Origin of the sequence: Flexivirga sp., assembly GCF_035551235.1 — a bacterium.
GTDB lineage: Bacteria > Actinomycetota > Actinomycetes > Actinomycetales > Dermatophilaceae > Flexivirga.
On record NZ_DASZNO010000047.1, the window covers coordinates 56,155 to 82,120 of the forward strand.

Annotated in this window: 27 protein-coding genes and 1 other RNA gene; 7 read left to right on the plus strand and 21 right to left on the minus strand. The window is 68.2% G+C overall.

The features are described from left to right. Genes VG502_RS16840 through VG502_RS16855 form a run of 4 tightly spaced genes read right to left on the minus strand, consistent with a single transcriptional unit; the run spans position 1 to position 5,527 of the window. Entirely contained in the window at positions 1-2,355 is a 2,355-nt protein-coding gene (locus VG502_RS16840; protein ID WP_325551238.1) for a beta-glucosidase, read from the minus strand. Positions 2,356-2,358: 3 nt separating this feature from the next. Further along, positions 2,359-3,195: a carbohydrate ABC transporter permease gene (locus tag VG502_RS16845; protein WP_325551239.1), complete on the minus strand. Its 837-nt coding sequence runs from the start codon at positions 3,193-3,195 to the stop codon at positions 2,359-2,361. Then, positions 3,195-4,223 carry a carbohydrate ABC transporter permease gene (locus VG502_RS16850; RefSeq protein ID WP_414655755.1) on the minus strand — a complete coding sequence of 343 codons (1,029 nt, stop codon included), beginning with the start codon at positions 4,221-4,223 and terminating at the stop codon, positions 3,195-3,197. The genes VG502_RS16845 and VG502_RS16850 overlap by 1 nt, the downstream gene beginning before the upstream one ends. Beyond that, the gene (locus VG502_RS16855; RefSeq protein ID WP_325551240.1) at positions 4,220-5,527 is read right to left on the minus strand and encodes an extracellular solute-binding protein; all 1,308 of its coding nucleotides are present in this window, start codon (positions 5,525-5,527) and stop codon (positions 4,220-4,222) included. The genes VG502_RS16850 and VG502_RS16855 overlap by 4 nt, the downstream gene beginning before the upstream one ends. Before the next feature lie 108 nt (positions 5,528-5,635). Between VG502_RS16855 and VG502_RS16860 the strand changes: the two genes are divergently transcribed. Further along, positions 5,636-6,652: a LacI family DNA-binding transcriptional regulator gene (locus VG502_RS16860; RefSeq protein ID WP_325551241.1), complete on the plus strand. Its 1,017-nt coding sequence runs from the start codon at positions 5,636-5,638 to the stop codon at positions 6,650-6,652. Here the strand turns inward: VG502_RS16860 and VG502_RS16865 are convergent. Together VG502_RS16865 and VG502_RS16870 are read right to left on the minus strand one after the other, a co-directional pair. Beyond that, a complete protein-coding gene (locus VG502_RS16865; protein ID WP_414655757.1) occupies positions 6,637-7,872 on the minus strand; it encodes an MFS transporter in 1,236 nt (411 codons plus the stop codon). The genes VG502_RS16860 and VG502_RS16865 overlap by 16 nt on opposite strands. A 4-nt stretch (positions 7,873-7,876) precedes the next feature. After that, positions 7,877-8,053, minus strand: coding sequence for a methionine aminopeptidase (locus VG502_RS16870; RefSeq protein WP_325551465.1), 177 nt, complete (start codon positions 8,051-8,053; stop codon positions 7,877-7,879). Positions 8,054-8,115: 62 nt separating this feature from the next. On the opposite strand from VG502_RS16870, the gene map reads away from it, so the two are divergent. Both map and ppgK read left to right on the plus strand, forming a co-directional pair. Beyond that, positions 8,116-8,979 (plus strand): type I methionyl aminopeptidase, encoded by an 864-nt coding sequence (gene map, locus VG502_RS16875; protein WP_325551242.1) that lies wholly within the window; start codon positions 8,116-8,118, stop codon positions 8,977-8,979. A gap of 43 nt (positions 8,980-9,022) precedes the next feature. Further along, positions 9,023-9,790: a polyphosphate--glucose phosphotransferase gene (gene ppgK, locus VG502_RS16880; RefSeq protein ID WP_325551243.1), complete on the plus strand. Its 768-nt coding sequence runs from the start codon at positions 9,023-9,025 to the stop codon at positions 9,788-9,790. Here the strand turns inward: ppgK and VG502_RS16885 are convergent, their stop codons facing one another. The 3 genes from VG502_RS16885 to VG502_RS16895 form a co-directional block, all read right to left on the minus strand. Continuing rightward, a complete protein-coding gene (locus VG502_RS16885; protein WP_325551244.1) occupies positions 9,791-10,921 on the minus strand; it encodes a lipid II:glycine glycyltransferase FemX in 1,131 nt (376 codons plus the stop codon). Between the two features lie 25 nt (positions 10,922-10,946). Further along, entirely contained in the window at positions 10,947-11,123 is a 177-nt protein-coding gene (locus VG502_RS16890; RefSeq protein WP_325551245.1) for a hypothetical protein, read from the minus strand. Between the two features lie 70 nt (positions 11,124-11,193). Next, on the minus strand, positions 11,194-11,847 hold the full coding sequence (locus VG502_RS16895) for an MBL fold metallo-hydrolase (protein WP_325551246.1): 654 nt from the start codon (positions 11,845-11,847) through the stop codon (positions 11,194-11,196). Positions 11,848-11,921: 74 nt separating this feature from the next. On the opposite strand from VG502_RS16895, the gene VG502_RS16900 reads away from it, so the two are divergent. Further along, complete coding sequence (locus VG502_RS16900; RefSeq protein ID WP_325551247.1) at positions 11,922-13,382, plus strand: GuaB1 family IMP dehydrogenase-related protein; 1,461 nt, start codon at positions 11,922-11,924, stop codon at positions 13,380-13,382. On the opposite strand, the gene VG502_RS16905 is transcribed toward VG502_RS16900, so the two are convergent. The 6 genes from VG502_RS16905 to rnpB form a co-directional block, all read right to left on the minus strand. After that, positions 13,383-14,162, minus strand: a complete 780-nt coding sequence (locus VG502_RS16905) for a PI-PLC domain-containing protein (protein WP_325551248.1) — start codon at positions 14,160-14,162, stop codon at positions 13,383-13,385. A 26-nt stretch (positions 14,163-14,188) separates the two neighbouring features. Then, on the minus strand, positions 14,189-14,833 hold the full coding sequence (locus tag VG502_RS16910) for an Ltp family lipoprotein (RefSeq protein WP_325551249.1): 645 nt from the start codon (positions 14,831-14,833) through the stop codon (positions 14,189-14,191). A 540-nt stretch (positions 14,834-15,373) separates the two neighbouring features. After that, positions 15,374-15,586, minus strand: a complete 213-nt coding sequence (locus tag VG502_RS16915; protein ID WP_325551250.1) for a hypothetical protein — start codon at positions 15,584-15,586, stop codon at positions 15,374-15,376. A 554-nt stretch (positions 15,587-16,140) separates the two neighbouring features. Further along, positions 16,141-16,713, minus strand: a complete 573-nt coding sequence (locus VG502_RS16920; protein ID WP_325551251.1) for a hypothetical protein — start codon at positions 16,711-16,713, stop codon at positions 16,141-16,143. A 158-nt stretch (positions 16,714-16,871) separates the two neighbouring features. Further along, positions 16,872-17,123: a hypothetical protein gene (locus tag VG502_RS16925; protein WP_325551252.1), complete on the minus strand. Its 252-nt coding sequence runs from the start codon at positions 17,121-17,123 to the stop codon at positions 16,872-16,874. A gap of 349 nt (positions 17,124-17,472) precedes the next feature. Then, positions 17,473-17,844: RNase P RNA component class A (gene rnpB, locus VG502_RS16930), an RNA gene on the minus strand. Positions 17,845-17,955: 111 nt separating this feature from the next. Here rnpB and mmuM point away from each other — a divergent pair. After that, entirely contained in the window at positions 17,956-18,864 is a 909-nt protein-coding gene (gene mmuM / locus VG502_RS16935) for a homocysteine S-methyltransferase (RefSeq protein ID WP_325551253.1), read from the plus strand. A 40-nt stretch (positions 18,865-18,904) separates the two neighbouring features. Here the strand turns inward: mmuM and VG502_RS16940 are convergent, their stop codons facing one another. After that, on the minus strand, positions 18,905-19,594 hold the full coding sequence (locus tag VG502_RS16940; protein ID WP_325551254.1) for a YwaF family protein: 690 nt from the start codon (positions 19,592-19,594) through the stop codon (positions 18,905-18,907). Between the two features lie 27 nt (positions 19,595-19,621). Further along, positions 19,622-21,061, minus strand: coding sequence for an RNB domain-containing ribonuclease (locus VG502_RS16945; protein ID WP_325551255.1), 1,440 nt, complete (start codon positions 21,059-21,061; stop codon positions 19,622-19,624). 77 nt (positions 21,062-21,138) lie between these two features. Here VG502_RS16945 and VG502_RS16950 point away from each other — a divergent pair, with 77 nt between their 5' ends. Then, positions 21,139-21,885 (plus strand): YaaA family protein, encoded by a 747-nt coding sequence (locus tag VG502_RS16950; RefSeq protein WP_325551256.1) that lies wholly within the window; start codon positions 21,139-21,141, stop codon positions 21,883-21,885. Further along, complete coding sequence (locus tag VG502_RS16955; protein WP_325551257.1) at positions 21,882-22,958, plus strand: SLC13 family permease; 1,077 nt, start codon at positions 21,882-21,884, stop codon at positions 22,956-22,958. Before VG502_RS16950 ends, VG502_RS16955 begins: the two co-directional genes overlap by 4 nt. Here VG502_RS16955 and thiD read toward each other — a convergent pair. The 4 genes from thiD to tenA are packed head-to-tail and all read right to left on the minus strand — an operon-like array spanning position 22,949 to position 25,894. Continuing rightward, a complete protein-coding gene (thiD, locus tag VG502_RS16960; RefSeq protein WP_325551258.1) occupies positions 22,949-23,788 on the minus strand; it encodes a bifunctional hydroxymethylpyrimidine kinase/phosphomethylpyrimidine kinase in 840 nt (279 codons plus the stop codon). The two genes, VG502_RS16955 and thiD, sit on opposite strands and share 10 nt — an antisense overlap. After that, entirely contained in the window at positions 23,785-24,432 is a 648-nt protein-coding gene (gene thiE / locus VG502_RS16965) for a thiamine phosphate synthase (protein WP_325551259.1), read from the minus strand. The genes thiD and thiE overlap by 4 nt, the downstream gene beginning before the upstream one ends. After that, a complete protein-coding gene (gene thiM, locus VG502_RS16970) occupies positions 24,429-25,223 on the minus strand; it encodes a hydroxyethylthiazole kinase (RefSeq protein WP_325551260.1) in 795 nt (264 codons plus the stop codon). The genes thiE and thiM overlap by 4 nt, the downstream gene beginning before the upstream one ends. Next, complete coding sequence (gene tenA, locus VG502_RS16975) at positions 25,220-25,894, minus strand: thiaminase II (RefSeq protein WP_325551261.1); 675 nt, start codon at positions 25,892-25,894, stop codon at positions 25,220-25,222. Before tenA ends, thiM begins: the two co-directional genes overlap by 4 nt. Positions 25,895-25,966 lie beyond the last annotated feature (72 nt).

Here is a 25,966-nt window from a genome sequence, read left to right on the forward strand (position 1 = left end):
TCACGCCTGGGGAACAACGGAACTGGGGGTTTCGAGGATGCGTCCTTCCCCGACCTCCCGGACCGCACCGTCGATGCGGAAATTCCCGGTGAGCGGCAGCGCGTCGCTCGCGGTCCCGACCGCGATCCCGAACTCGCCGGGTTCGACGATCCGGGTGCCGTCGCGACCGGTGAACGATGTGCGGTCAGCGTGCACCTCGAAGGTAACCCGTGCGGCCGCCGAGGGTTCGAGGTCCACCTTCACGAAGCCGGCCAGCCAGCGCGTCGGGCGAGTCACCTGCGCCACCGGATCCGACAGGTAGAGCTGCACGACCTCCGCGCCGGCCCGCGCTCCGGTGTTGCGCACCGTCGCACTCACCGAGAGGGTGCCGTCCGTCGCGATCGACCCGGCAGACAACTGCAGCGCTTCGACCGCGAACGTCGTGTAACTCAAGCCGTGACCGAATGCGTAGGCCGGCTGTGGATCCAGGTTGGACACCCCGTCGTTGCTGACCGCCAGCGGCGGCCCGAGATAGGTGCCCGGCTGCCCGCCACGCAGCGCCGGAAGCCCGACCGGGAGCTTGCCGCTCGGATTGACCCGTCCGGACAGGACGCCCGCGATGGCCGACCCGCCCTCTTCGCCCGGCATGAACGCCTGCACGATCGCAGCGGTTCGGTCGACGAATTCGGCTACGGCGTATGGGCGCCCGGTGATCAACAGCAGCACGACCGGCACCCCGCGCTCCGCCGCTGCGGTGAGCACCTCGTCCACGAGCGTGGCTTGTGCACCGGGCAGCGCCAGGTCGACGACGTCACATCCCTCGCCGGAGGTGCCGCGGCCGAACAGCCCGGCCAGGTCGCCGACGGTGAGGAGGACGATGTCGCTGTCGCGCACGACCTCGAGTGCCTCCGGCACACCGGACAGGTCGGGATCGGTGAAGTCGACGCCCCGCGCGTGCCGCAGCGTCGCCGAGGGCAACTCGGCGCCGAGCGCCTCCACCACAGTCGAAAGCTCGATCCCGGCGCCGTGTTCCTCGAATCGGGACAACACGTGGTTGGGGAAGGTGTAGCACCCCAGGTAGGTCCGCGCCTGCTGCGCGGACGGCCCGATGACGCCGATCCGCCGCGGCTCATCCGCCAACGGCAAGGTGGCATTCTCGTTGCGTACCAGCACGATTGATCGCTCCGCCATCGTGCGCGCCAGGTTCCGATTGTCCGCGCTGTCGAGTTCGACAGCGGCCGCGGAGGCCGGTGCCGGCTCCCATTCCGGGTCGAGGAGACCGAGCGCGACCTTCTGCCGCAGCACCCGGCGGACGGCCGTGTCCAGCACCTCCTGCGAGAGGGTGCCCACCGCCACCGCATCGGCCAGACCGAAGAAGGCACTGGTCTCGGGCAGCTCGACATCCATACCGGCTGCCAGCGACAGCACACCGGCTTCATCACGCGAGGCCGCGACCCGGTGCATCGACTCCAGGAAGCTCACCGCCCAGTAATCGGAGACCACTGTGCCCTTGAATCCCCAACGCTCACGCAGGATCCCGGTCAACATCCGGTATGACGCAGCCGGTGGCTCACCGTCCAGGTCGGCATACGAATTCATCACGGACTCGACACCGCCGAGCCGAACCGCCATCTCGAAGGGGACGAGGATGACGTCCTCCATCTCCCGCGGCCCGATGGACACGGGCGCGTGATTGCGCCCGGCCCGCGAGGCGGCATACCCGGCGAAGTGCTTGAGTGTCGCGATGACGCCGGCCTTCTGCAGTCCGCGCACGTAGCCGACCCCGAGCGAGCCGACGAGGAAGGGGTCCTCCCCCATCGTCTCCTCGACCCGACCCCAGCGATAGTCACGCACGACATCGAGCACCGGCGACAAGCCCTGGTGCACGCCAACGGCCTTCATGTCGTTGCCGATCCGCCGTGCCATCGACTCGACCAGGCCGGGTTCGAACGACGCGCCCCATGCGATCGCGGCCGGGTAGCAGGTCGCGCCGAGCGTGGTGAATCCGGTCAGGCACTCCTCGTGCGCGATCGCCGGTATGCCGAGCCGCTGATGATCGACCACGAAGCGTTGCAACGTGCGCAGCTGGTCCGCACCCGTCGCAGGGTCCACCGGCGCCGAGCCGAACACCCGGGTCAGGTGGCCCAGACCCTCGCCCGCGGTGCCGGCCAGGTCACGCCGACCGTTCTCGAAGGCGGACTGCATCGGGGCGACGTCGCCGTCGGGTGCCTGCTCCTCCGGCCGCGGCCAGTAGGAGCCGAGCTGCGCCGCCTTCTCGGCAACGGTCAGCTCGCCCAGGAGCGCCTCCACTCGTTCATCGATACTTCGTGTCGGGTCGGTCCACAGCATTGCCGGGACGCGCTCTTCAGTTGTCATTGCTCACTTTCCGAAGCCTGCGGTCAGGCCGGCGACCAGTTGGCGCCGTCCGACGATGTATGCCGCCAGGATCGGCAGGCAGGAGAGCACCACAGCCGCGAGCACGGCCGGGATGTCCGAGTTGAATGCACCCTGATAGCTCCACAACGAGAGGGGCAGGGTCCGCTTGTCCTCGCTCTGGGTGAGGATGAGCGGGAAGAGGAAGCCGTTCCAGCAGTTGAGCGCGTCATACACGGCGACCGTGGTGATCGCCGGCTTCGACAGCGGCAGCACCAGGCTCATGAACGTCCGCCAGTCGCCGGCACCGTCCGCGTGCATCGAGTCGTACAACTCACCCGGTATGTCGCGCAGGTAGTTGACCAGGATCAGCACCGTGATCGGGATCGCGAAGGCGATGCCCGGCAGGATCAGCGCGGGCAACGTGTCGTAGAGATGCAGCTGCACGATCAGGTAATAGACCGGCACGATCGTGGCCTGGATCGGGATGGCGATACCCAGCAGGAACACCCGCTGCGACAGGCGGGCGATCGCCGACGACCGCCGCACGATGACGTAACTCGCCATCAGCGAGATCGCCACCACCACGGCCACCGTCACCACCGCGACGATCACGCTGTTGACGAAGTAGTGCAGGAAGTCGTTCTGCAGGACCTTCCGATAGGCATCGAGCGTCGGATCGGTCGGTATACCAAGGGGATTCGAGTCGTAGTAGTCCGACTGCTTCTTCAGGCTGGTGACCACCACGTAATAAATCGGTCCGATGGTGAGAATCAACCAGACGAAGCCGAGGACACCCCCGAAGAGATTCGGACGCCGGCGCGACAGGGCTGCTTGCGTCATCACATTCCCTCCATCTGGCTCTCCATACGATTCGATCCACTGAGCCGGTAGAGCGCCAGCGAGAACGACAGCCCGAGCACGATGAGGATCACCGCGATCACGGCGGCCACACCCATCTGGTTGCTCTGGAAGCCGTCGAGATACATGTCCACCGGGAGGATGCGGGTGGCGTCACCCGGACCGCCCTTCGTCATCACGAAGATCAGATCGAACGACGTCAGTGCGCCCACGATCATCAAGGTCGTGCTGGTCACCATCGTGTACTTCAGCTGCGGCAGCGTGATGCTGAAGAAGCAGCGCACGCGCCCGGCGCCGTCCAGTTGCGCCGCCTCGTACAGCGATTTCGGGATCTGGCGTGCCCCGCCCTGGTAGAGCAGGGAGTGGAACGGGATGAAGCACCACGACACCACGGCGATGATGACCCAGAAGGCCAGCGTCGGCGAACCGAGCCAATCCTGTTGCAGCACACCCAGATGCAGAGCGCTGGACAGACCGAAGTTGGGGTCCAGCAGGTTCATGAAGGCGATGCCGATCGCTGTCGCGGAGAACAGGAGCGGCAGGAAGTAGAGCACCGAGAACACCGCTCGGTAGCGCTGCTGGCCCGCCATGAAGACACCGAGCAGCAGGCTGATCGGGAACTGCACGACGAAGGTCGCCACACACATGAGGACCGTCAGCCAGAGCGCGTGGTAGGTGCTGCCGTCCTGCAACACCGACGTCCAGTTGTCGAGGCCGGAGAACGTCGGACTACCCAGACCGTTCCAGGTGCAGAAGGACAGCACCACCGTGCCGACGAGCGGCACCAGCCCGAACACCGCGAAGAACGCCAAGGCCGGGGCAAGCATCCACAGGCTCGGACCCTTGCGGCTCGCCGCGGCCGGCGACCTCCGCTCCGGACGGCGCGGCGGCGTCGCCGTCGCCACAGCTCGATCGCCCTGCGACGGCGGGTCGGCCTTACCGAGCAGCACATCGGCGCCGGAGGAGGTCGGACGGTCCGCCGCGGCTGCAGCAGTCCCGTCCGAAGTCATTTGATCGTGCCGTTCATCGCCGAGATGAAGTCATCCGCGGACGCCTTGCCGAGGAAGAACGCGGACAACTTCGTCAGCACGGTCTGCGCCTGCTTGTCGGAAAGCGCCTGGTCCCAGGACAATTGGAAACTCTTGGCGTTCTTGGTCTGGTCGTAGGTGTACTGCAGGAAATCCTTGTCCTTGCTGGCCGCCAGCTTGCTCTCGATGTTCTGGACGGCGGGGACCAGGCCCATGTCGATGAGCTCCTGGCAGGCGGTGTCACTGAGGTTGTACTTGTCCAGGAACTTCGCGGCCTGGTCCTGGTCCTCCTTGGACGCCTTCGCCGAGATCGAGAAGTAGTTGGACGGGTTGCCGTAGACGTTGCTCTTGTCCCCGGTGCCACCTTCGACCGACGGGAAGTCGAACCAGCCGAGGTTGCCCTCCTTGGTCCACTTGGCAGCGTCATCGGTGAAGGTGGTGTAGACCCAGCTGCCCTGCAGCAGCATGGCGGCCTTGTCCGTGTAGACCAGCGCCGCATCGGCGTTGTTGTCGGCCACCACCGAGCCGAACTTGTCACCGAAGGCCCCGGCGTCGATGAGTTCCTTGAGCTTGCCGAACGCCTTCTTGTATGCCGGGTCGGACCAGGCGCCCTTCTTCTGCTCGAACGCCTTGTTGAACGGCTCCGGTCCACCGATCCGGTCCACGAGGTACTCGATCCACATCAGCTCGGGCCACTGGCTCTGGCCGGCGAGCGCGATCGGGAGGATCCCCTTGGACTTGAAGGTCTTGACCGCTGCGAGCAGGTCGCCGAAGGTGTTCGGCACCTCGACACCGGCCTGCTTGAACAGCTTCTTGTTGTAGTAGAAGAGCACCGGCTGCGAGTTGTTGATCGGGACGGCATACACCTTGCCGTCGACCTTGCCGACGTCGAGGACCGCGGGGAGCGCCCGCTTGGTGAGCGTCGGGATCTTGTCCGTGATGTCGACGACGTCCTTGCTGGCGACGTAGTCCTTCAGCGTGCCGCCGGCCCACGAGTAGATGAGGGTGGGACCGTTGCCCGAACCGACCGAGGTGCGGATCTTCTGCTTGTAGGAGTCGTTCGCGAAGTACTGCACCGCGAACTTGTGCTCCGGGTTGTCCTTGTTCCAAGCGGCAAAGGTGTCCCGGAAGACCTTCTCCGGGCCACCGGTGAGCGCCCACGCGGACAGGCCGCCCCCGCCACCGCCGCCGGCGGTCCGTCCCCCACCGCTACCGCAGGCGGTCAGTGCGAACAGGGGTGCGGAGGCGATCGCACCCACCAGAAGCTGACGACGTGACACGGACATGAGATGCTCCTTCGGCCGGTCCGAAACTTTCGGAAAGTTTTCGGTTCGGGTTAATCTAAGTCCGGCCCGGCGGCGGGTCAAGCATTTTCAACAAGATCGGTGGGCGAGATGAGTTCCACGCTACGAGCGGTGGCGGCCGACGCAGGCGTGTCGTTGTCGACAGCCTCCAAGGTCCTCAACGGACGCCCGGATGTGAGCCGGCAGACCCAGGAGAGGGTGCTGCGCTCCGCGGCGAACCTCGGCTACAACGCCCGGCGCCGGGCCCGGCAGCGCGCCAACTCGGTGCTGATCCTCTTCGACGACCTGATCAGCCCCTACTCCCTCTCGGTGCTCAGCGGCGCGACCGAGGCGGCAGCACGGCTGGGCCAGTCACTGATCGTCGAGCGGATGCTGAGCGACGAGCCGCGGGGACTGACCGAGCGCTGGTTCGACTCGGTGGCCGCCCGGGGCATCGGCGCTTTGGTCACGGTCACCACACCGCTCACCGATCGAGAGCTGCAGTGGTGCGCCGACGCCGGCATCGCGCTCGTGGTGGTGGACCCGATCGGTACGACGACCAAGTCGATCGTCTCGATCTCGGCGACCAACTGGGCCGGCGGCCGGGAGGCCACCCAGCACCTGCTGGACCTCGGCCACCGCCGCATCGGCTTCCTCAACGGCCCGCCGACCTCCCAGCCGGCACGGGACCGGCTGCACGGCTACACCAGCGCGCTCACCGACGCCGGGATCGACTTCGACCCCGCCCTGGTGCTGGGCGACGTGTATGCCGTCGAGCCGAGCCTGGGCGCCGCCCACGAGCTGCTGGCACTCCCCGATCCGCCGACGGCGATCTTCGCCTCCAGCGACGCGAGCGCGCTGGGCGCGCTGCGCGCCGCCATGGAGCGAGGTATGGCGGTCCCCCGCGACCTGTCGGTGGTGGGCTTCGACGACACCCTGATGGCACGCTGGGCACCGATCCCGTTGACGACCGTCTATCAGCCGCTGGTCGAGATGGGCAAGGTCGCAGTGGAGCGCGTGCTGACGCTGGCCGACGACCCGGACGCGTTCTCGCACCCGTTCCAGCTGGAGACGCATCTGATCGTGCGCCAGACGACCGGTCCGCTGATCACTCAGACGGAGAGCTGAACGGCAGCCCCCGGCGTGCGCCGCAACAGACGAAAGGCCAACGCAGCCAACACGATTGCACCCACCCCGGATCCGACCGGGACGAAATAGCCGGCGTGCGCTCCCCAGCGTTCGACGACCGCGCCGCTGAGCGCGGACCCTGCCGCGACACCGATGAGCAGACCGGTGAAGACCACGCCCATGGATTCGTTCACCTGGCCCGGTCGCACCAGCGTCTGCGCCAGCTTCATCGAGGTGATCAGGGTGGGAGCGGTGGCGCCCCCGGCGATCAGCAGCACCACCGTGAGCGCAATCAGGTTGTCCACCAACAGGATCGGCGCCTCCAGGACGCACATCGCAATCGTGCCGAACAACAATGCGCGCGACAGCGAACCCTTCATCGCCTTGGCGCCATACACGATCGCAGCGGTGCCGGACCCGAGTGCGAAGACGGCGAGGATCAGCCCGGCCAGGTTCTTGTGCCCGTGCTCGGCCGAGAAGGCCAGCGTGACAACGTCATTCGCGCCGAGTATGCCGCCGGTGAGGATCATGATGACGGCCACGACGACCACCGGAGCGTTACGCAGGACGCTCCGGGCTCCACCACCCTCGGCCGCCTGAACCGGTGGTTCGGTCGACCGTGCGCTGACGAAGAGCAGCGACCCGACGGCATACAGCACGGACGCGGCGATGAAGCCCGCCTCGGGGGTGACGGTCGTCGCCAGTAACACCGCGACCGCGGGTCCGACGACGAACGCGAACTCGTCGAGCACCTGCTCGAGCGACATGGCGGTGTGCAACCGATCCGGTTGCTCTGCCAGCAGATAGGCCCACCGGGCGCGGCTCATCGCGTCGGGAGCGGCCACGATCGCGGCCAGCGGGTATGCGACGAAGAGCGTCCACGCCGGTGCCCCCGTGAAGGATGCGATCACCAGGACGGCATCCCAGACGACTCCCCAGAGCGCGAGCGGCAGGGTCACCCGACGCTGCCCGAAGCGGTCCACCAGCCGGCCGACGGCAGCCGCCGTGGCCGCCAGCATGATCAGACCGGCTGCGGACACGCCTCCGGCCATCGAATAGGAGTCGCGCCGGCCGGCCACCATCGCCACGACGGCGACGCCGAACATCGCGCCGCCGAGCCGCGCGACCAGCGACCCGACGAGAAAGCGTCCCGCCTCCGGGGTGGCGAGCAGAGCACGGTAGGGAGCGAGTGCCGACGGACGCCGGCGACCCGCAGCCAGGTCCTCAGTCGTCGTTCCACTCCTTGTCGGCCTTGTCCCAGGCAGCGGTCTGCTCGGCTGCGTGCTGCAGGGCGTTGCGCGCTTCGTCCTCGGTGTCGAAGGGCCCCAGCAGGTTGGCCTTCGGGTCGGTCTCGCCGTCCTTCTCGACCTTGCTCCGGTCGACGTTGTACCAGTACGCCACGATGCTGCTCCTTGGTCGTTGTCGGCGCGGCCGACGGATTGGTGCTCCTTACACTGCACCCTATGTCCGTCAGCAGCACGCCGGTTCGAGCCGGTCGCATCAGTCCGCGCCGCGCGGTCCCGTCCACCATCGATCGCCCGGAGTATGTCGGCCGGCCGGCGCCGGCGAAGTTCACCGGGTCCGAGGTGCACGACCCGGATCTGATCGAGCGGATCCGGGTGTCGGCCCGCATCGCCGCGCAGGCGCTGCAGGCGGCCGGAGCAGCGGTCCGGCCCGGTGTGACGACCGACGAGATCGACCGGGTGGGACACGAATTCATGCTCGACCACGGTGCCTACCCGTCCACTCTCGGTTACCGGGGCTTCCCCAAGTCGCTGTGCACGAGCGTCAACGAGATCGTCTGCCACGGCATACCGGACGACCGGCCGCTGGAGGACGGCGACATCGTGAAGATCGACATCACGGCATACAAGGACGGTGCGCACGGCGACAACTGCGCAACGTTCCTCGTCGGTGACGTCGACGAGGAGTCCCGCCTGCTCGTGGAGCGCACCGAGGAGGCGATGCTGCGCGGCATCAAGGCCGCGATGCCCGGTCGCGCGGTCAACGTCATCGGGCGCGTCATCGAGAAGTACGCCAAGCGCTTCGGGTATGGCGTGGTGCGTGACTACACCGGCCACGGGGTCGGTCCGGTCTTCCACTCCGGACTCGTCATCCCGCACTACGACGCCGCACCGGCATACAGCGACCTGATCGAACCGGGTATGACGTTCACGGTCGAGCCGATGCTCAACCTCGGCACACCGGAGTGGACGATGTGGGACGACGAGTGGACCGTCGTCACCAAGGACCTGCGACGATCCGCGCAGTTCGAGCACACCATCCTCATCACGGACGCGGGACCCGAGATCCTCACCCTGCCCTAAAGTCTGGGAAGCACAACGCACTCGCGAAGGAGTCTGCAACGCCATGAGCAAGACCTACCCACTGGGCATCGACGTCGGGGGCACCGGCATCAAGGGCGCGCCGGTCGACCTCGACAAGGGGGCCTTCGCCAAGGATCGGGTGCGCATCGACACGCCCAAGGAGTCGACGCCCGACGCCGTCGCGGCCGTCATCGAGCAGATCGCCGACGAGTTCGCGGACGCCACCGACGGACAGCCGATCGGCATCACTCTCCCCTGCGTCGTGACCCACGGTGTCGTGAGAACCGCTGCGAACATTGACAGTTCGTGGATCGGGACCAACGTCGAGGAGTTGCTGAGCAAGCGCCTCGGCCGTCCGGTCACCGTCGTCAACGACGCGGACGCCGCCGGGGTCGGCGAGCTGCACTTCGGCGCCGCACGCAACACGAACGGCACCGTCCTGGTGTCGACCCTCGGCACCGGCATCGGCTCGGCACTGCTCATCGACGGTGAGCTGCTGCCCAACTCCGAACTCGGGCACCTGGAGATCGACGGTCACGACGCCGAGACGAAGGCCGCCGAGAGCGCGCACGTCCTGGAGGACCTGTCCTGGGAGCAGTGGGCGAAGCGGTTGCAGCGCTATTACAGCCACATCGAGGACCTGCTCTGGCCGGACCTCATCGTGGTCGGTGGGGGCATCTCCAAGAAGGCCGACAAGTTCCTGCCGCTGCTGCACCTGCGGGCGCCGATCGTCGCCGCACAGTTGCGCAATGCCGCCGGCATCGTGGGTGTGGCGTGGCTCGCCGACCGCGCCGCTTCGGCGCAGAAGTAATCAGCTGTTGCTCGACCGGCGCAGGCCCGCGACCGCGGCCTTCGGGTCGCGCAGCTTCGCCTTCGCGGCCGGCAGGCCGCGCTTGAGGGCGTGGCGCACCTTCGGCAGCGCGGTGGCGAACGCCGGGTAGAGCGGGGACAACGGCTTGTCCCAGGTGCCGATCAGCAGGTCCTCGTGCTTACTGAACTGCCGCTTGAAGTCGGAGATCCCGTCGTTGAGCAGACCGTTGAAGTCATAACGCGAAACACCTTGTGCCTTCACGTGTTTCATCGCATGGAACTTCAGGCCGTAGTTGAGCCGCAGCTTCATGCCACGCGGCGACACCCCGCCATACAGCTCGAATGCGGTGGTGTCGGAGACGACCAGCCAGACGAAGGCGGCGACCTCGTCGCCCTCCCACGCGGCGATGAGTTGCGAGCGCTCCCCCATCAGGTCGCGGATGGCGTGGTGGTAGCCGTCGTCGTGGACCGCGAAACCGGCGCGCTTGCCGGTCTCCTTGTTGATCGCGAGCACCTGCTCGAGGTCCGCCTCGCTGGTGACCTCGCCGAAGCGAATTCCTTCGGCGCGGAACGACTTCCGGACGTTCTGCCGGGTGCTGGAGTTGAACGCCTTGAGGATGTCGTCCTCGTCGGGCGTCACGTCGACGACGAGTGTGCGCGGGATCAGACCGGTGTTGGCGCTGCGCCGGAACCCCGTCCCGGCCACTGTGGCGAGCCAGCCGGTCGGCGCGGACTGCTCGATGCGCGCGATCTCCTCGTCGGACACCCCCTTGGGCAGCGGCGAGGCCGGATCGGCCCAGTCCGGCTCGATCGACAGTGCGATCGAGCCGCGTGCCTGCTTCACATGTGCCGCGAGCGCCGTGAGCACCTCGGCCCGATCGGCCTCCGCGGCGACCGGGCCGCGCGGGATGTAGGCCAGCGACTTGAACGGCGGCGGCAACCGGCGGTAGAGCACCTGGGCGGCGCCGACCTGCTCACCCTGGGGGTTCTGCACGAGTAGACGGTCGGCGCTCCAGGCATAGCGGGACTTCACCTCGCCCCAGCCCCACAACTGCAACGGGTGTCCCCCTGCAGTCAGAACTGCGCGGTCCCAGGTGTCACGGTCATGGCAGGTGGTCACTCGCAGGTTCACGAGCACCAAGTTACCGGCGGGCTGCTCAGCGACGGCGGGCGGCTTTGCGGATCTTGCCCGGAACGTGCCCGCTCACGTCGTACTCGCGCTTGGACAACCGCTGTGCGTGGCCCGCCTTGCGCAGCCGCTCGAGCGTCACCGGGCATTTCTTGCAGCGCGGTGAGTCCTTGCAGCACTTCTTCTTGGCGGTGACGACGGGCACAGCGCCGATCATAGGTGAGGCTTACCTATTTGAACGAATCCGTCCGCGGGCCGGCCCGTGCCCGGACGGCTCAGAGCGTCAGCGTTCCCGCGCCGTGCAGGTCGCGCACCGGCACTCCGCCGTCACGACCGAAGCCGGCGATGTGCCGCAGGTAGATGTCACGTCCCTGCTCGGCCAGCAGCGCATCGTGGATGGGCATTACGGCCGATGGTGCGAGCCGGCGTACGAACTCGACCGTCTCCTTCACCGCGCACCACGGTGCGTTGACCGGCACCCCGAGCAGATCGACATCGCCGGGAACCTCGGCGTCCAGCGCGTCACCGGGATGGAAGAACGACGCCTCACCCGGCGCAGTCAGGTAGAGCCCGACGTTGCTGATGCGCGGGATGTACTCGGTGATCACGGCGTGCTGGGCACCGACAGGGGTGATCGTCAGGTCGCCGAAGGTGAAGACCTCCCCCGGCTGGTTGCGCGTCACCGGAATCTCTTCGCCCGCAAGGATTTCCGCGGTGTCGGGGTCGGTGTGCAGGCTCGCGCCGGGGTTGCGTTGCAACAAGGCGGGCAGTCGCTCCATGTCGAGGTGATCGGCGTGCTGATGGGTCACGAGGACCGCGTCGAGATCGCTGACGTCGTCGAAGGCGGAGAAGGTGCCCGGGTCGATCAGGACGCGCTGCCCGGCGGCTTCGATGAGCACGCAGGAATGGCCGAGAAGAGTGAGCTCCATGTGGACACCGTAGGACGTGTCCGGCCCGAGCCGCTGTATGACGGAACAGCCGAACCCACGTAGCATGGCCGAACGTGAAGTTCCTAGGCGACCGCCCGGCATACGACCTGACCTACAACGACGTCTTCATGGCGCCCTCACGCTCGTCCGTGAGCAGCCGCCTCGACGTCGACCTGACCACACCGGACGGGGTCGGCACCACCATCCCGCTCGTCGTGGCCAACATGACGGCCATCTCGGGCCGGCGGATGGCCGAGACGGTCGCCCGGCGCGGCGCGATCGCCGTCCTGCCGCAGGACATCCCCGAGCACGCCATGCGCGAGACGGTCGGCTACGTCAAGGACCGGCACACCGTCTTCGAGACCCCGGTGACCGTGCAGGCCGACGAACCGGTCGGCAACGTCCTGGCCCTCATCGGCAAGCGTGCGCACCGCACCGCGGTCGTCGTCGACGACGCGCATGCGCCCATCGGGCTGGTCACCGAGCGGCACTCGCGCCAGGTCGACCGCTTCGCGACGGTCGGTGAGGTGATGACCCGCGAACTCTTCACGGTCAAGGACAGCGACGACCTCAGCTCGGTCTTCGACGCGCTCACCGACCACCACTTCGAGCTCGCCCCGGTGGTGCGTGACGGCGGCGAACTGGCCGGCGTGCTGACCCGTCAGGGCATCCTGCGATCGACGATCTACCAGCCGGCGGTGGACGAGTCCGGACGGCTGCGCATCGGCGTTGCGATCGGCATCAACGGCGATGTGCGTGCCAAGGCGGCGGCCGCGCTCTCGGCGGGCGCCGACGTGCTGGTCGTCGACACCGCGCACGGTCACCAGGACAAGATGATCGACGCGCTGGGCGTCGTCCGCGCGGTTCGGGACGAGCACGCGGCCCAGATCGGCACCCGCGTCCCGATCGCCGCCGGCAACGTGGTGACCGCCGACGGCGCGAAGGACCTCGCGACCGCGGGCGCCGACATCATCAAGGTCGGTGTCGGCCCGGGCGCGATGTGCACGACACGCATGATGACCGGTGTCGGGCGGCCGCAGTTCTCGGCCGTGCTCGAATGTGCCGCCGCTGCAACGGAACTCGGTGCGTCCGTGTGGGCGGATGGCGGTGTGAAGTACCCCCGCGACGTGGCACTCGCGCTGGCCGCCGGGGCCGGCTCGGTGATGATCGGGTCGTGGTTCGCCGGCACGTGGGAGAGCCCCGGCGACCTCAACACCGCCGCCGACGGCCGACTCTTCAAGGAGTCCTTCGGTATGGCGAGCGCGCGTGCGGTCAGCGGTCGCACGCAGGCCCGCAGCGCGTTCGACCGGGCGCGCTCGGCGCTCTTCGAGGAGGGCATCTCCTCGTCCCGGATGTTCCTGGATCCCGCCCACCCCGGCGTGGAGGACCTGATCGACTCGATCATCGCGGGTGTCCGCTCCAGCTTCACCTACGCCGGCGCGCGTTCCATCCAGGAGTTCCGTGAGCGTGCGCTGGTCGGTGTCCAGAGCGCCAGTGGGTATGACGAAGGGCGCCCGCGCGAGACATCGTGGTGATCACCGGCGCGCCAGGAGGAACTCGCGAGCACCGGCCAGATCGTCGGTGTTGAGGTAGTCGACGCCGGCGTCCAGCAGGGTCGCCCAGAGCCGGTCGCGGGCCGGTCCCCGCCGGTCCGGGGTGTCCCAGAGGCGGGTCCGCTGGCCGGCCGCATGCGCGACCCCGACCAGTCGCACCAACCGGTCGCGCTGGTCCCCCGGCATCGGCCCCTCACCACTCCAGGAGAACAATTCCGGCCAGCAGTCGCTGCGCAGCGGCATCACGTCGGACGGCACCTTCGTCGATGACAGGCGCAGGCGTCCGTCGACTCCGCTCCAGCGAAGGGGTGCGTCATACATCGTGCCGGAGAGGGTTCCGCTGAGCACGACCGTCACTGCGCCCGGGATGAAGTGGCCGTCACGCCAGGCACTCAGCACGCCCGGGTACTGCCCGAGGAGCTTCTCGAGTTGCTGCCGCGATCGTGTCGGGTTGCTCTTGACGTCGAGCAGCAACTGGATCGGCTCGTCGAAATCCTCGTAGACACAACCTGTTTCGCGAACCAGGGCCGCCAGCGGATCGAGATAGACCTTTCGTAGCGTCTGCAGCGGCCGCGGCACGCTGTGCCCGACGAGGACCTGCCCGCGAACCACCCATACGTCCACCTCGAGGCTGGTGAAACCCGCGGCCAACGCATCCCACAGCGGCCTGCGGTGCCGCGAGTCGGCGTGCGCGTGCGCGTTGGCCAATGACGTGGTGTCCGCGACCTGCCGCCACAGCGGGGCGCGGGCGCGGTGCGTCATACGACCATCATGGCGGAGCGATCGGGTCAGCAGGCTCCTGCGCCCTTGGCGCCATACGTGGCTTGGGCGACGGTGTATTTGTCGCCGTAGCTGGAGGACAACTGGTCGATCAGGCCGTTGCAGGAGAAGCCGCTGAGCTGCAGATACTGCTTCGCCGACCGGACCGCCTGGGCGTTCCAGTCGGTGTGCAGGCTGTCCACCGCGACGGTCGCGTCGTGGACGGAGTACTTGTCGCCATACGCAGAGGACAACTGGTCGATGAGGCCCTGCCGTGAGAATCCCGAGAAGCTCAGATAGCTCTGCGCCGACGAGACCGCGTTCTGCTGCTGAGACGTCAGGCCCGAGCCCGGCGCCGGAGCCTTGTCCACGGGCGCCTTGGCCACGGGCGCCTTCGACGTGGTGGCCCTCGGAGGTGCCGCCTGCACCGTGGGTCGGGGCGCCGCCGCGGTGACGACCCTCGTCACGGTCGCGGTGCTGGGCTTGGCGCGGGCGGTGACGGTCCGGGTGACCGCCCGGGTCGCCGTGACGGTTGCGGTCGTGGTCGCTGTGGTCGTGGCGGTGGTTGTCGACGTGACGGTCGCCTTCGCGGCCGATGGCTGCCCCGACGAGGAGCAGCCGGTCAGAACAACTGCTGCAACGGCAGCGACGACGGCTGCGCCGGACTTGATCATGATGTGCTCCCCTGGATTCCTCCGACAGACACTCGCCTGACGTCGCGAGTCCTCAAGTCATACGCTGCGGGCGCCGAAAGCGCCTCGGGATCCAGCGAATTCGACGCTTTTCTGCAGTAAGCGCGAGGTCGTGCAAGATGAGCCGGCGACGTCAGGGGCGCCGACGACCGCGCGCCGCGTGGCGCCCCTCACCAGGGAGGTCGGGATCGATGTGGCGCAGCACCTGCCCCGGACTGCGCGGACAGTCGCATTCACGACAGCCGAGCGTGGTGTTGACGTGCATGCCCGCGATGTGACCGCACCGGTCGCACACGTCTGGCGCTTGCGCGCGGCTTCGGAACAACCCCATGCGTAGACCCTACGGCCTCGTCCTGACAGGTGTCTTGGAGATCGCCGCATGCCGGCCATGACGGCGGAGTGTCGGTCGCGCAGCGCTTCCTCCGGCGACTTACCGGAACGCCGCCCTGGTTTCGTCACAACGGTTCCCAGCAGAGGCCGCCATTGTCTCGGCAATTCATCCGCCGGCCCGATCACCACCACTCACGTGTTGTCGCAGGTGACGATCGACGGGAATCCCGATGCGGTGTTCGTTGCCACCACATCCCCTGTCGAGTCGACGATCTCGCACGAAACGTCGCCCCCGGACTCGTCGGTGATCTGCGCCGATATGTAGAGGAAGTCAAGTGCGCCGACTTCCTGCTCGAAGGGCAACGCGGCACCCGTCTCCTGGGTGCTGCCGCCGTCGGTATTCATCGTGACGTCGACCGAATCGGCTGACCCGGTGAGCTTGTACGTGTATCCGCTGACAACGTCGGACTGCTCAATCGGCTGAAAGGACGAGTCGTCTCCCCCGAACCCATCATCGCTCGATGAGCACCCACTCAGCACCGCTGCAGCAACTATCAGGCTTGCCGCACCCCAGCACTTCTTCCTCATGCTCGGTGTTCCTCCCGTGCCGGATCTGACGGACCAGCGTCCCAAGTCCTACAGCCCCCACCACTAGCGCGACGCCTAATTGCACAAACCGGTCGACACCGCAGCCCGGGACCCGCCGGGCAGCATGAGAACACCCCTTCCCCAACGCCCGGGAGGACAAGATGGGCACGTCCTTCGACGGCCACCGTTTCACCGCAATGGCGAGCTAACCCTGGCAATGTTTAGTTTCGTTGTGTTGCAACGGCTTTCGGCGCTTCGGTCTCCGGTCGTAACGTCGGCAAGCGTTAGCTGGATTCTGTGACTTCTCAGACCTGATGCGGACTCGTCCTACGCCTCCAGCTGGGCCGCCGGCGCAGGCTCCTGGCAAGCGGTCACGCGGGCGTGTTGTCGGCTGTGTCTGTGCTCGAAGCCTCCGCCGCCTGCTCGCGCCGTGCTTGGCCCTCGGCCAGGTAGGTGATGAGCCCGACCAGGAACAGCGCGCCGCCGGGCAGGCTGAGCCCCAGAGCCACCGGCTTGCGGTTAGTGGTGGCGTCGGTGCAGTCGTCGGACATCATGAACGTCTCGGACGGCTGGAACGCTGAGCCGCAACTTTCGCCGCCCTTGGAAATGCCGCCGAACCCGAGGAACAGTCCAACCCCCAACACCACCGCACCGGCCGCTATGAGAACACCCGCTATCGCCTGTCGCACCTCTGAATTCATCGCGCCCGCTTCCCTCTGGCGCACCCCCTGCGAGCGCGTTTCGGCACACCGTAATGAACGCGGTTCGGCAGCTGCGGTGATCTTGCAGACACCGCCTCGGCGCAACGAATAGTGGCGGAGCACAGTGGCCGATGCCCGGCGGGAATCGTCCTCTGCCGCGGAGACGATGAATTCGTAGCGACCGGGATCGCGCAAGAACGCATACCGACTGTCCGGGCCGCGGCTGCTGCTGTACGCGTCCACGTGCCGAACCCGCGCCAGGTGCCCACGTACGCCGCGTCAGCTCAACGCCGGAGAGTGACCGCGAACTGTTGGCCGAGGATTTCGCGGTGGAACCGCCACACCCGATTGCGCCACCTGCTAGCTCGCTGATGCCTTCCGCTCGGCGGTTTTCTCCACCGTCACCTGCCGCTCGGACGCGGGCCGAATCGTTGCGCCGCGGCCTGTTTCGACACACCCAACGCGGCACCGATCACCGTCCAGGAGTCACCCGCTGCCCGGGCGGCAGCAACAGCCGCATGCAATTCGTCCTGCGCGGCGTCGAGTTGCTCGCTCGCGGCGATGATCCGCCGGAAGTGCGTCGCATCACGCGCGGGCGTAGTGGCTGGGTCGAGGGCGTCGAGCCCGGTGTTGTCCTTGTGTTTCGTCACCATGTCGTCGTCACCTCACAGGTAGTCATAGAACTTCGGCCGCAGCCCGTCCGCGTGGATGATCCGCGTCGGCGTTCCCGCTGACACGGCCACCAATTCGAGCAGCCGGCCGGTGTCGTCGGGGCCGATGACGAGGAGCCGAACCTCGCCGTCGTATTCATATTCGATGATCCGCAGCGCATTGGTCCATGCGTGCCGAATGTCGCGGTCGTCGACCCCGTGTTTGCGGGCCGAGTCCCGAATCTCCCCGCGTCAAGGCTACGTTGACGGCCGCGAACCGTCAATGAGTCGTTGACGAAGGGCAATACGGACCGCCGGGCGGCGGCAGCCTCGTTGCAGTTGCGATGCTGAAGGGATGAGCCGGCCTGTAAGCCGGATTTTGTATGGCGCCACCGCAAGCGGTGACACGTGGCGATCATCCATCTAGGACGACCGTTGCCGGCCGCCTCCAGCGATCTACCCGCGTGCTCGGGCGGGCCGCCCTCGGACACACGCTGTCTGATCTTGCTCCAGGTGGGGTTTACCTAGCCACGCCAGTCACCTGGCGTGCTGGTGGTCTCTTACACCACCGTTTCACCCTTACCACCGGCGAACCGGTGGCGGTTTGTTTTCTGTGGCACTGTCCCGCGGGTCACCCCGGGTGGCCGTTAGCCACCACCTTGCCCTTCGGAGTCCGGACTTTCCTCGCCCCGATCGCTCGGGCCGCGACCGCCCGGCCGACTCATCCGTGGGAGATCGTACCTGCGACAGCGTTCGCCCATGCCAGACGGGAGCCATAGCTCACTTCTGGCATGGTCGAAGTCATCCAGCCAGCTCAGTTGCGAAAGGATCCGCAATGCCATCTCCAGATGTTCCCGCACCCGGGGCCGGTCCCGTCGTCCTCGACGGCGGCCTGTCGACAGCGCTGGAGTTGCGTGGCGCCGATCTGACCGGCGGCCTCTGGACGGCTCGACTGCTTGCCGAGCACCCGGAGTTCATCCGGCAGGCGCACCGCGACTTCTTCCGCGCCGGAGCGCAGGTTGCGACGAGCGCGACCTACCAGGCGAGTGTCCCCGGATTCGTCGACGCGGGCATCGAGCGCGACCGGGCCGAGCGACTGATCGCGAGCGGAGTGACGCTGGCCGCCGAGGTGCGCGACGAGTTCGCCGGGGACCGACCCGGCCTGCTGGTTGCCGCCTCGATCGGCCCTTATGGTGCCGTGCTGGCCGACGGCTCGGAGTACCGCGGCCGGTATGGCGTCTCCGCAGCCCGGCTGCGCGATTTTCACGGTCCACGACTGGAGTTGCTGGCCGCAGCGGGTCCGGACCTGCTCGCAGTCGAGACCATCCCGGATCTGGACGAGGCCGTCGTGCTGGTCGAACTGCTCGACGAACTCGCCATACCGGCGTGGTTCAGCTACTCGGTCCGGGGCGACGCCACCTGCGCCGGCCAGCCGCTCACCGAGGCGTATGACGCGCTCGCCGGCTGCCGGCAACTGGTCGCGGCCGGCGCGAACTGCTGTGCCCCGAAGGATGTGCTGCCGGCGGTGCGCGCCGCGGTCGCCGCGACCGGCCTGCCGGCGGTCGCGTATCCGAACCGGGGTGGCGACTGGGACAGCGACACCCACACCTGGTCCGCCGGCGACCGCTTCGATCCGGAGCCGGCCGACTCGTGGGTCGATGCCGGTGCGACATACATCGGTGGTTGCTGTGGCGTCGGGCCGGCGCAGCTCGCCGTGCTCGCCGAGCGTGTCTCGCGCTCCTGACGTCGCCAGCAGGCGACGTGGTCGACGCCGTCGCCCGCGGTCAGCGCCGCCGGTTCCACGGCCACGTCATCAGAGCCCAGGCCGCCGCCACCAACACGACCTCGAACACGACGTACCACGGCCAGGGCCCGAGCAGGTCGAGCGCGGAGCGTACGTCCGGCTTGCCGTTGAGATAGCCGTAGTTGCTGCCCAGGACACCGTTGAGGGTCATGACCCCGATGACCCAGGCCCCGGTCACCGCCACCGAGAAGCGATAGCCCCGCCAGTCCGGCCCGATCCGCAGGCCGATCAGGAGGACCGCCGCCCAGACGGGTGCGACATGGCGGACCCAGAAGCCGAAGAACTGCACCTGCGGGAAGGCGTGATCCAGCTCGGGGGTGACGACTCCCTGGATCGACAGGGTGAGTCCCCAGTAGTAGAGCAGCGCCGACATCAGGCGGCCGCGGGTCAGCAGAGCGACCCCGGCGACCAGCCAGCCGATGTCGCAGACCTGCAACGGGAGACCGGTGCGGGGATGCTGAACTCCGACCACGATGTCGAACACCTCGAATGGCGCACAGCACACCAGGATCGTGACCCCGGCCCAGCGGAGTAGGGCCGATCGGGCGCCGGGCCGGGAGCGCAGCCGCCCACCGAGCAGCAGCAGCGCCGCGCACCCGACCAGGACCACGACCAGTACGAGCCGGTGCTGCGGGCCCAGCACGGCGAACTGCTGCGCTGCCGTCGGCATCTCGCACCGTCCTCGTCGTGCGGCCTCTCAGCCGAGCTCGAACCGCACCCTGCGCTCCTCGATGTTCGCCTCGGTGAGCTTGGCCTGCACCTCGGCTCCGGCCTCGGCCCTCCCGTCGGCCTTCGCGGTCACCGCGAGATCGACGAGCTGCACGGTGACGCCCTTCTCGTCGGTGTCCACGACGTATGCCGCGAACGTCTCGCCCACCCGGTGCGCCAGGATCGCCGCCTCCACCGCATCGGTGCAGCCGTGCTCGGCCTGACTGGCCTTCTGGTCGGTGGTCCGCATGATGTCCGGCAGCGTCGGCAACGCCTCCCGGACCCAGTCGGGGACCTGCCCGCCCTGGCTGACCGCTTCACAGATCACCAGCCCTAAGCGGTCGACGAGGCGCCGCAGCGGCGCCGTCACATGGGCGTATGGCGCCGCGACCGCCGCCTGGATCCTGTCCTGCGGCTCCTGGCCGTCGAAGGGTGTGTAACCGGCGCCACGGAAGAGGCTGGTCGCGTCATGGATCAGCGCCAGGTGCGCGGGGTCCGACCGGTCGAGGCCGCGGATGAAGTCGCCGTACTGCTTGTCGACCGGCCACTGCACACCGAGTGCCCTGGCCTCCCGCCGAAGGCGGTCGATCGCCTTCTGCTCCGGCTCGGGCATGGTGCGCAGGATGCCGACCTTCGCCTGCAGCATCAGCTCAGCGGCGACCATGCCGGTCAGCAGTGAGATCTGCGCGTTCCATTCCTCCGAGGGCAGTTGCGGCCGGAACGTCAGCTGATATCTGCCGTCGTCGGTCTTGCTCACCTCCTGCTCGGGCATCGGCAGGTTGGCGCCACCGCGCTTGGCCTCCAACGCGATCCGCAACTCGCCGATGGTCTTCAGCAGCGCCACACCCTCGGGCGCCGAACCGTCGTCGATCTGCTGCTGCACCGTGTCGTAGTCGAGCCTGGCCGTGCTCTTGACCCGCGCCCGGTAGACCTCGCTCGCCGTCGCCTCGCCGAGTGACGAGAGCCGGATGTCCCAGACGTAGGCCGACCGCTCCTTGTCCGCGAGCAGGCTCACCGCGTCCTCGCTGAGCACCTTGGGGTGCAACGGCACCCGTGCGTCGGGCAGGTAGATCGTCTGCCCGCGCAGCCGGGTCTCCGTGTCGAGCGCGCCACCGGGTCGCACGTATGCCGGAACGTCGGCGATGGCGTAGCGCACTCGGTAGCCGTCGCCGTCCCGCTCCAGGCACATCGCCTGGTCCAGGTCCATCGAGCCGGCCGGGTCGATGGTGAAGAACGGCACCGCGGTCTCGTCCCTGTCGGGCAGCGTGACCGACGTGGCCGCCTGCTCCGCCTCGGCCTGCGCCTCCTGCGGATAGTCCAGTGTCAGGTCCAGTTGCTCGCGCAGCGTCGCGAACGCCCGCTCCAGCGGACCGGCGTCCGCTCCTGCCCTCGGGTCGGCTTTCGGGGCGATCAGGTGCCGTGGCTTCATGCAGCCACCATAGGGAATGCCGGTGACGGGCATGGTCCGATCGACGCGGCCGGTCCGGCAGGTCGTAGCCTTTCCGCGTGCTGATCCTGCTGCCGCCGTCCGAGACCAAGACCCCGCGCAAGCGCGGCAAGGCGCTCGATCTCACCAGGCTCGACCTGCCCGAGCTGTCCGCCGCCCGCGACAAGCTGCTCGACGTGCTCGCCGATGTCAGCTCTCGCCCGGATGCGCTGGACGTGCTGGGCGTCGGGCCCGGCCTGGCCGACGACGTCGCCCGCAACCTGACCTTGCGCACTGCACCCGCGCAACAGGTCTCCGCGCTCTACACCGGCGTCCTGTATGACGCACTCGACCTGCCGAGCCTGGAGTCCGCCGCGCTGCGCCGGGCGCGCCGCTGGATCGTCATACAGTCCGCACTGTTCGGAGCACTGCGGCTGGCCGACAAGGTTCCGGCGTACCGGCTCTCGATGGGCACCAACCTGCCCGGCATCGGACCGCTCGCGGCCTACTGGCGCAGCGAGCTCGCAACACCGATGACCGAACTCGCGGGTAACGGCGTCGTCGTCGACTGCCGCTCGAGCAACTACGCCGCCGCCTGGACCCCGACCGGCAACGCGGCCAAGCGCTGGGTGCGCATCCACGTGCCCGGTGCGACCCACAATGCGAAGCACACGCGCGGACTCGTGACGCGCTGGCTGGCCGAGGCCGGAGCGACTCCGCGCACCCCGGCCGCACTGCGCGAGGTCGTCGCCGGCGCGTTCACCGCCGAGTTGCACGAGCCGCGCCGTGCCGGCACACCGTGGGAGCTGTCCGTGACGGCCCCATGATCGACCTGGTCGATCGCGTCGGGCCGGTCCTGGCGTTTCTGGTGTGCATCACGATCGTGGCCGAAATCGCTGACCACGCAGGCGTTTTCGACGTTGCCGGGCACTGGGCCGCGCGTATGGCGAAGGGGCGGACCCTCGTCCTGTGGCTCGTCGTCGTCATCCTCTCGTGCGCTGCGACGACGGTCCTGAGCCTGGACACCACGGCGGTCCTGCTCACGCCCGTCGTCATCACCACCGCCCGGCAAGCCGGACTCCCCCCGCTGCCGTTCGCGTTCACGACCGTGTGGCTGGCCAACACCGCGTCGCTGCTGCTGCCGGTGTCGAACCTGAGCAATCTGTTGGCATTGCACGAGTTTCATCGCTGGGGCGGTCTGTCGGCGTACCTGCGGGTGGCGTGGGCACCGGCCCTCGTCGCGATGGTCGCAACCGTGCTCGTCATCGCCGTGCTGCACCATCAGCAGTTCCGGGGGCGCTACGTCATACCGCCGATGCCACATCCGGACGACGTCGTGCTGCTACGTGTGGCTGCGGCGGTCTGCCTGCTGCTCGGGCCGCTCTTCGTCACCGGCATCACCCCCGCCATACCCGCTGCTGTTGGCGCGCTGATCCTGTTGGTGACACTTGCTGTTCGGGAGCGCGACGCGTTGCGCACCGTCGCGGTGCCCTGGCAGATGGTGCTCGGCATCACCGCACTCTTCGCCATAGTGGACTTCCTGCAGTCCCACGGCCTCGAGGAACGGATCGCCACCGTGATGGGCGCCGGCGAGTCGACCACCGACCTGCTACGCGTCTCGGGCCTCGGCGCGCTCGGCGGCAATCTGATCAACAACCTGCCCGCCTACCTCGCGGCCGAGTCCGCTGCGGACGGCTCGGCCCACCGCTTGATGGCACTGCTGATCGGCGTCAACGCCGGTCCGATCATCACCGTCTGGGGCTCGCTCGCGACCATCCTGTGGCTGGGACGGTGCAGGCGTGCCGGGCTGGCAATCCCGTTGCGGCGCTTCACCATCGAGAGTTTCGCGGTGGCACTGGTGACCGTGACCGCCGCGACGCTCGCGCTCGGTCAGCTCTGAGCGCCCCAGCTTTGCCAGAAGTGGTGGACCGGGCCGTGACCACTGCCGATCGACAGGTCGTCGGCGGCCCCGAGCGCACCGGTCAGGTAACTCTTCGCATCCCGGACGCTGTCCGCCCACGACTCGCGTTGGGGACGCAGCGCGGCGATCGCCGAGGAGAGTGTGCAGCCGGTGCCGTGCGTGTTGCGCGTGTCGACGCGCGGCGCATCGAGCTCGGTGAGCCGATCGTCCACGAACAGCAGGTCCGTGCTCTCCGGCCCGTCCAGGTGCCCACCCTTGAGCAGGACCCCGGGGCACAACTCCGCCAGAGCACGGACCTGGCGCGCCATGTCGCACATGCTGGTCGCCTCCGGCACACCGAGCAGGTCGGCTGCTTCGGGGATGTTCGGCGTGATCAGGTCGACCAGCGGGATCAGATCGTCCCGCAGCGCTTCGACCGCTTCGGCGGGAAGCAGCCGGTGCCCGCTGGTCGCGACCATGACCGGGTCCAGCACGATCGGGCCGAGCTCCCGGTCACGAAGGACCTGCGCCACCGCCCGGGTCACTTCTGCCGTGCCGAGCATGCCGATCTTGACCGCGTCCACGTGCACGTCGTCCAGCAGGTTGGTGAGCTGACCGGCGACCGTCGCACCGTCCAGCTGATGTATGGCGGCGACGCCCTGCGTGTTCTGGGTGACGACCGCCGTCACGACGACGGTGCCGAACGCGCCGAGTGCGGAGAACGTCTTCAGGTCGGCGCTGATCCCTGCACCGCCGCTGGGGTCCGTGCCGGCGATCGTCAGCACCGTCGGGGCCTGCATCTGGGCCTGCATCGGCGTCTGCATCGTCATCGGATTGCCTCCGCTGCCAATAGGTTTCGCGCCGCGGCTGCCGGATCGGCGGCGGCGCAGATGGCCGAGACGACGGCGACTCCGGCGGCGCCCGCCTCACGCAGCGGTGCCACGTGGATGTCCTTGATGCCGCCGATGGTGACCGTCGGGAGGTCGCAATTGGCCAGCACCTCGCGCACACCGTCGATCCCGAGTGGAGCGGCGGCGTTCGGCTTGGTGGGGGTCGCGAACACGGGCCCGATGCCGAGGTAGTCGACCGTTCCCTCCGGCCACTCCCCCACGGCCTCGATCTCGTCGATGCACGAGACGGAATGGCCGATGATCAGGCCCTGCCCGCCGATCCGGCGGGCGTCGACGGGGTGCAGGTCGGACTGTCCGAGGTGCACCCCATCGGCACCGGCCGCGAGCGCGACATCGAGGCGGTCATCCACGATCAGCGGAACCCCGGCGCCGGCGGTGAGGGTCTGCAGTTCCTTTGCCGTGTCGAGCAATTCGCGCGTGGTTGCGCCGTGGTCGCGCAGCTGCACGGTCGTGACACCGCCGGCGAGCGCCTGGCGCACCGTCTCCACGACGCCGCGGTCACCACAGGACTGCGGGTCGGTCACCAGATAGAGCCGCAGCGAACCTGCATCGAACGCGTTCATGAGTGCAGTCTCCCCAGCTGCTCGGTGTCCAGAGCGTGCAGCGCGTCGAGCAGTTCCACCGCGAACGACCCCGGCCCGGTGGATCGCTCGACGGCGAGTTCGGCGGCGATGGTCCAGACCGCGGTTGCGGCGAACGCGGCGTCGGCGGCGGGAGCGCACGCGGCGAAGGCCGCGGTGATCGCTCCGAGCGCACATCCGACCCCTGTCACCTTGGTCATCATCGGTGTGCCGTTCGCGATGGTGCGCACGTCGTCGCCGGTCACGATGTGGTCGACCGGGCCACTGACCGCGACCGTCCCGCCGGTCCGTGCGCACAGTGCACGCGCCGACTCAAGCGCCGCTTCGGAACCCGCGGTGCTGTCGACCCCGCGGCCACCGCCGTCGACGCCGGAGAGGCTCATCACCTCCGAGGCATTACCCCGTATGACGGTCGGGCACAGCGGCACCAGTCGGGCGCCGACCCGATCCCGCAGGGGCAGCCCACCGACCGCGACGGGGTCGAGCACCCACGGGGTCGAGGCTCGTCCCGCCGCTTCGGCGGTCGCCACCATCGTCTCGCCGGACGTCGGTGAGATGGTCCCGAGGTTGATCAGCACGGCGTCCGCGATACCCGCGAAAACCGTTGCCTCTTCGAGGTTGTCGACCATCGCCGGAGCGGCGCCCAGCGCGAGCAACGTGTTCGCGGTGAACCCGGTGACCACCGAGTTGGTGAGGCACTGCACGAGCGGTGCCCGCCCGCGCAGCTCACCGAGCAGGTCGCCGACCTGGGTCGCCGTCAGGGGCGCACTCACCAGGGCCACCGTTCTCCGCGCACGGCGGCATCCCAGAACATCCACTCGTAACGCGTCGCGGTCTCCACGTGCTGCGCCATGTCGCTCAGGGCGGCATCGGGCAGCGTGCTCGCGACGCCATCCACCACCTCGAGCATCTGCGCGACGCTCTCGGCGAAGCCGGTAGCGGCATACGCATCGATCCACGTGGTGTAGACCGGATCAGCCGAACCGCCGCGCTCCAGCGCGCGGCCGACCTGCTCGTAGATCCAGTAGCACGGCAGCACCGCCGCCAGCCCCTCGTGGAACGGCCGCTGCGCGCACACCGACAGCAGGTAGCTGGTGTATGCCGTGGTGGCAGGCGACTTCGGAGTCCGGTGCAGCAGGTCGGGATCCAGCCCGGCATCGCGCAGCAGCGCCGGATGCAGCTCGAGCTCGGTGGCGACGGCGGCGCTGGCATGTGCCGCAAGCGTCGGCGCGACCGCTGTCGGCGCCTTCGCGGCGAGCAACGACAGCGCGCGTGCGTATTCCGCGAGGTAGAGGGTGTCCTGGATGATGAAGTAGCCGAACGCCTCTCGCGGAAGCGTCCCATCGGACAGGCCCTGCAGGAAGTCGTGCGCGAGCACCCGCTTCAGGCCGTCCTCCATCGGCGCTCCGAGCACCGGCCACCAGGTGTATGACGTCGTCGACATGCCTTCGATTCCCTTCCTCCGCCGGCATTGTCCGGCTCAGGTTGTGGCGGTCGGCGACGGGTGGTCGCCCTC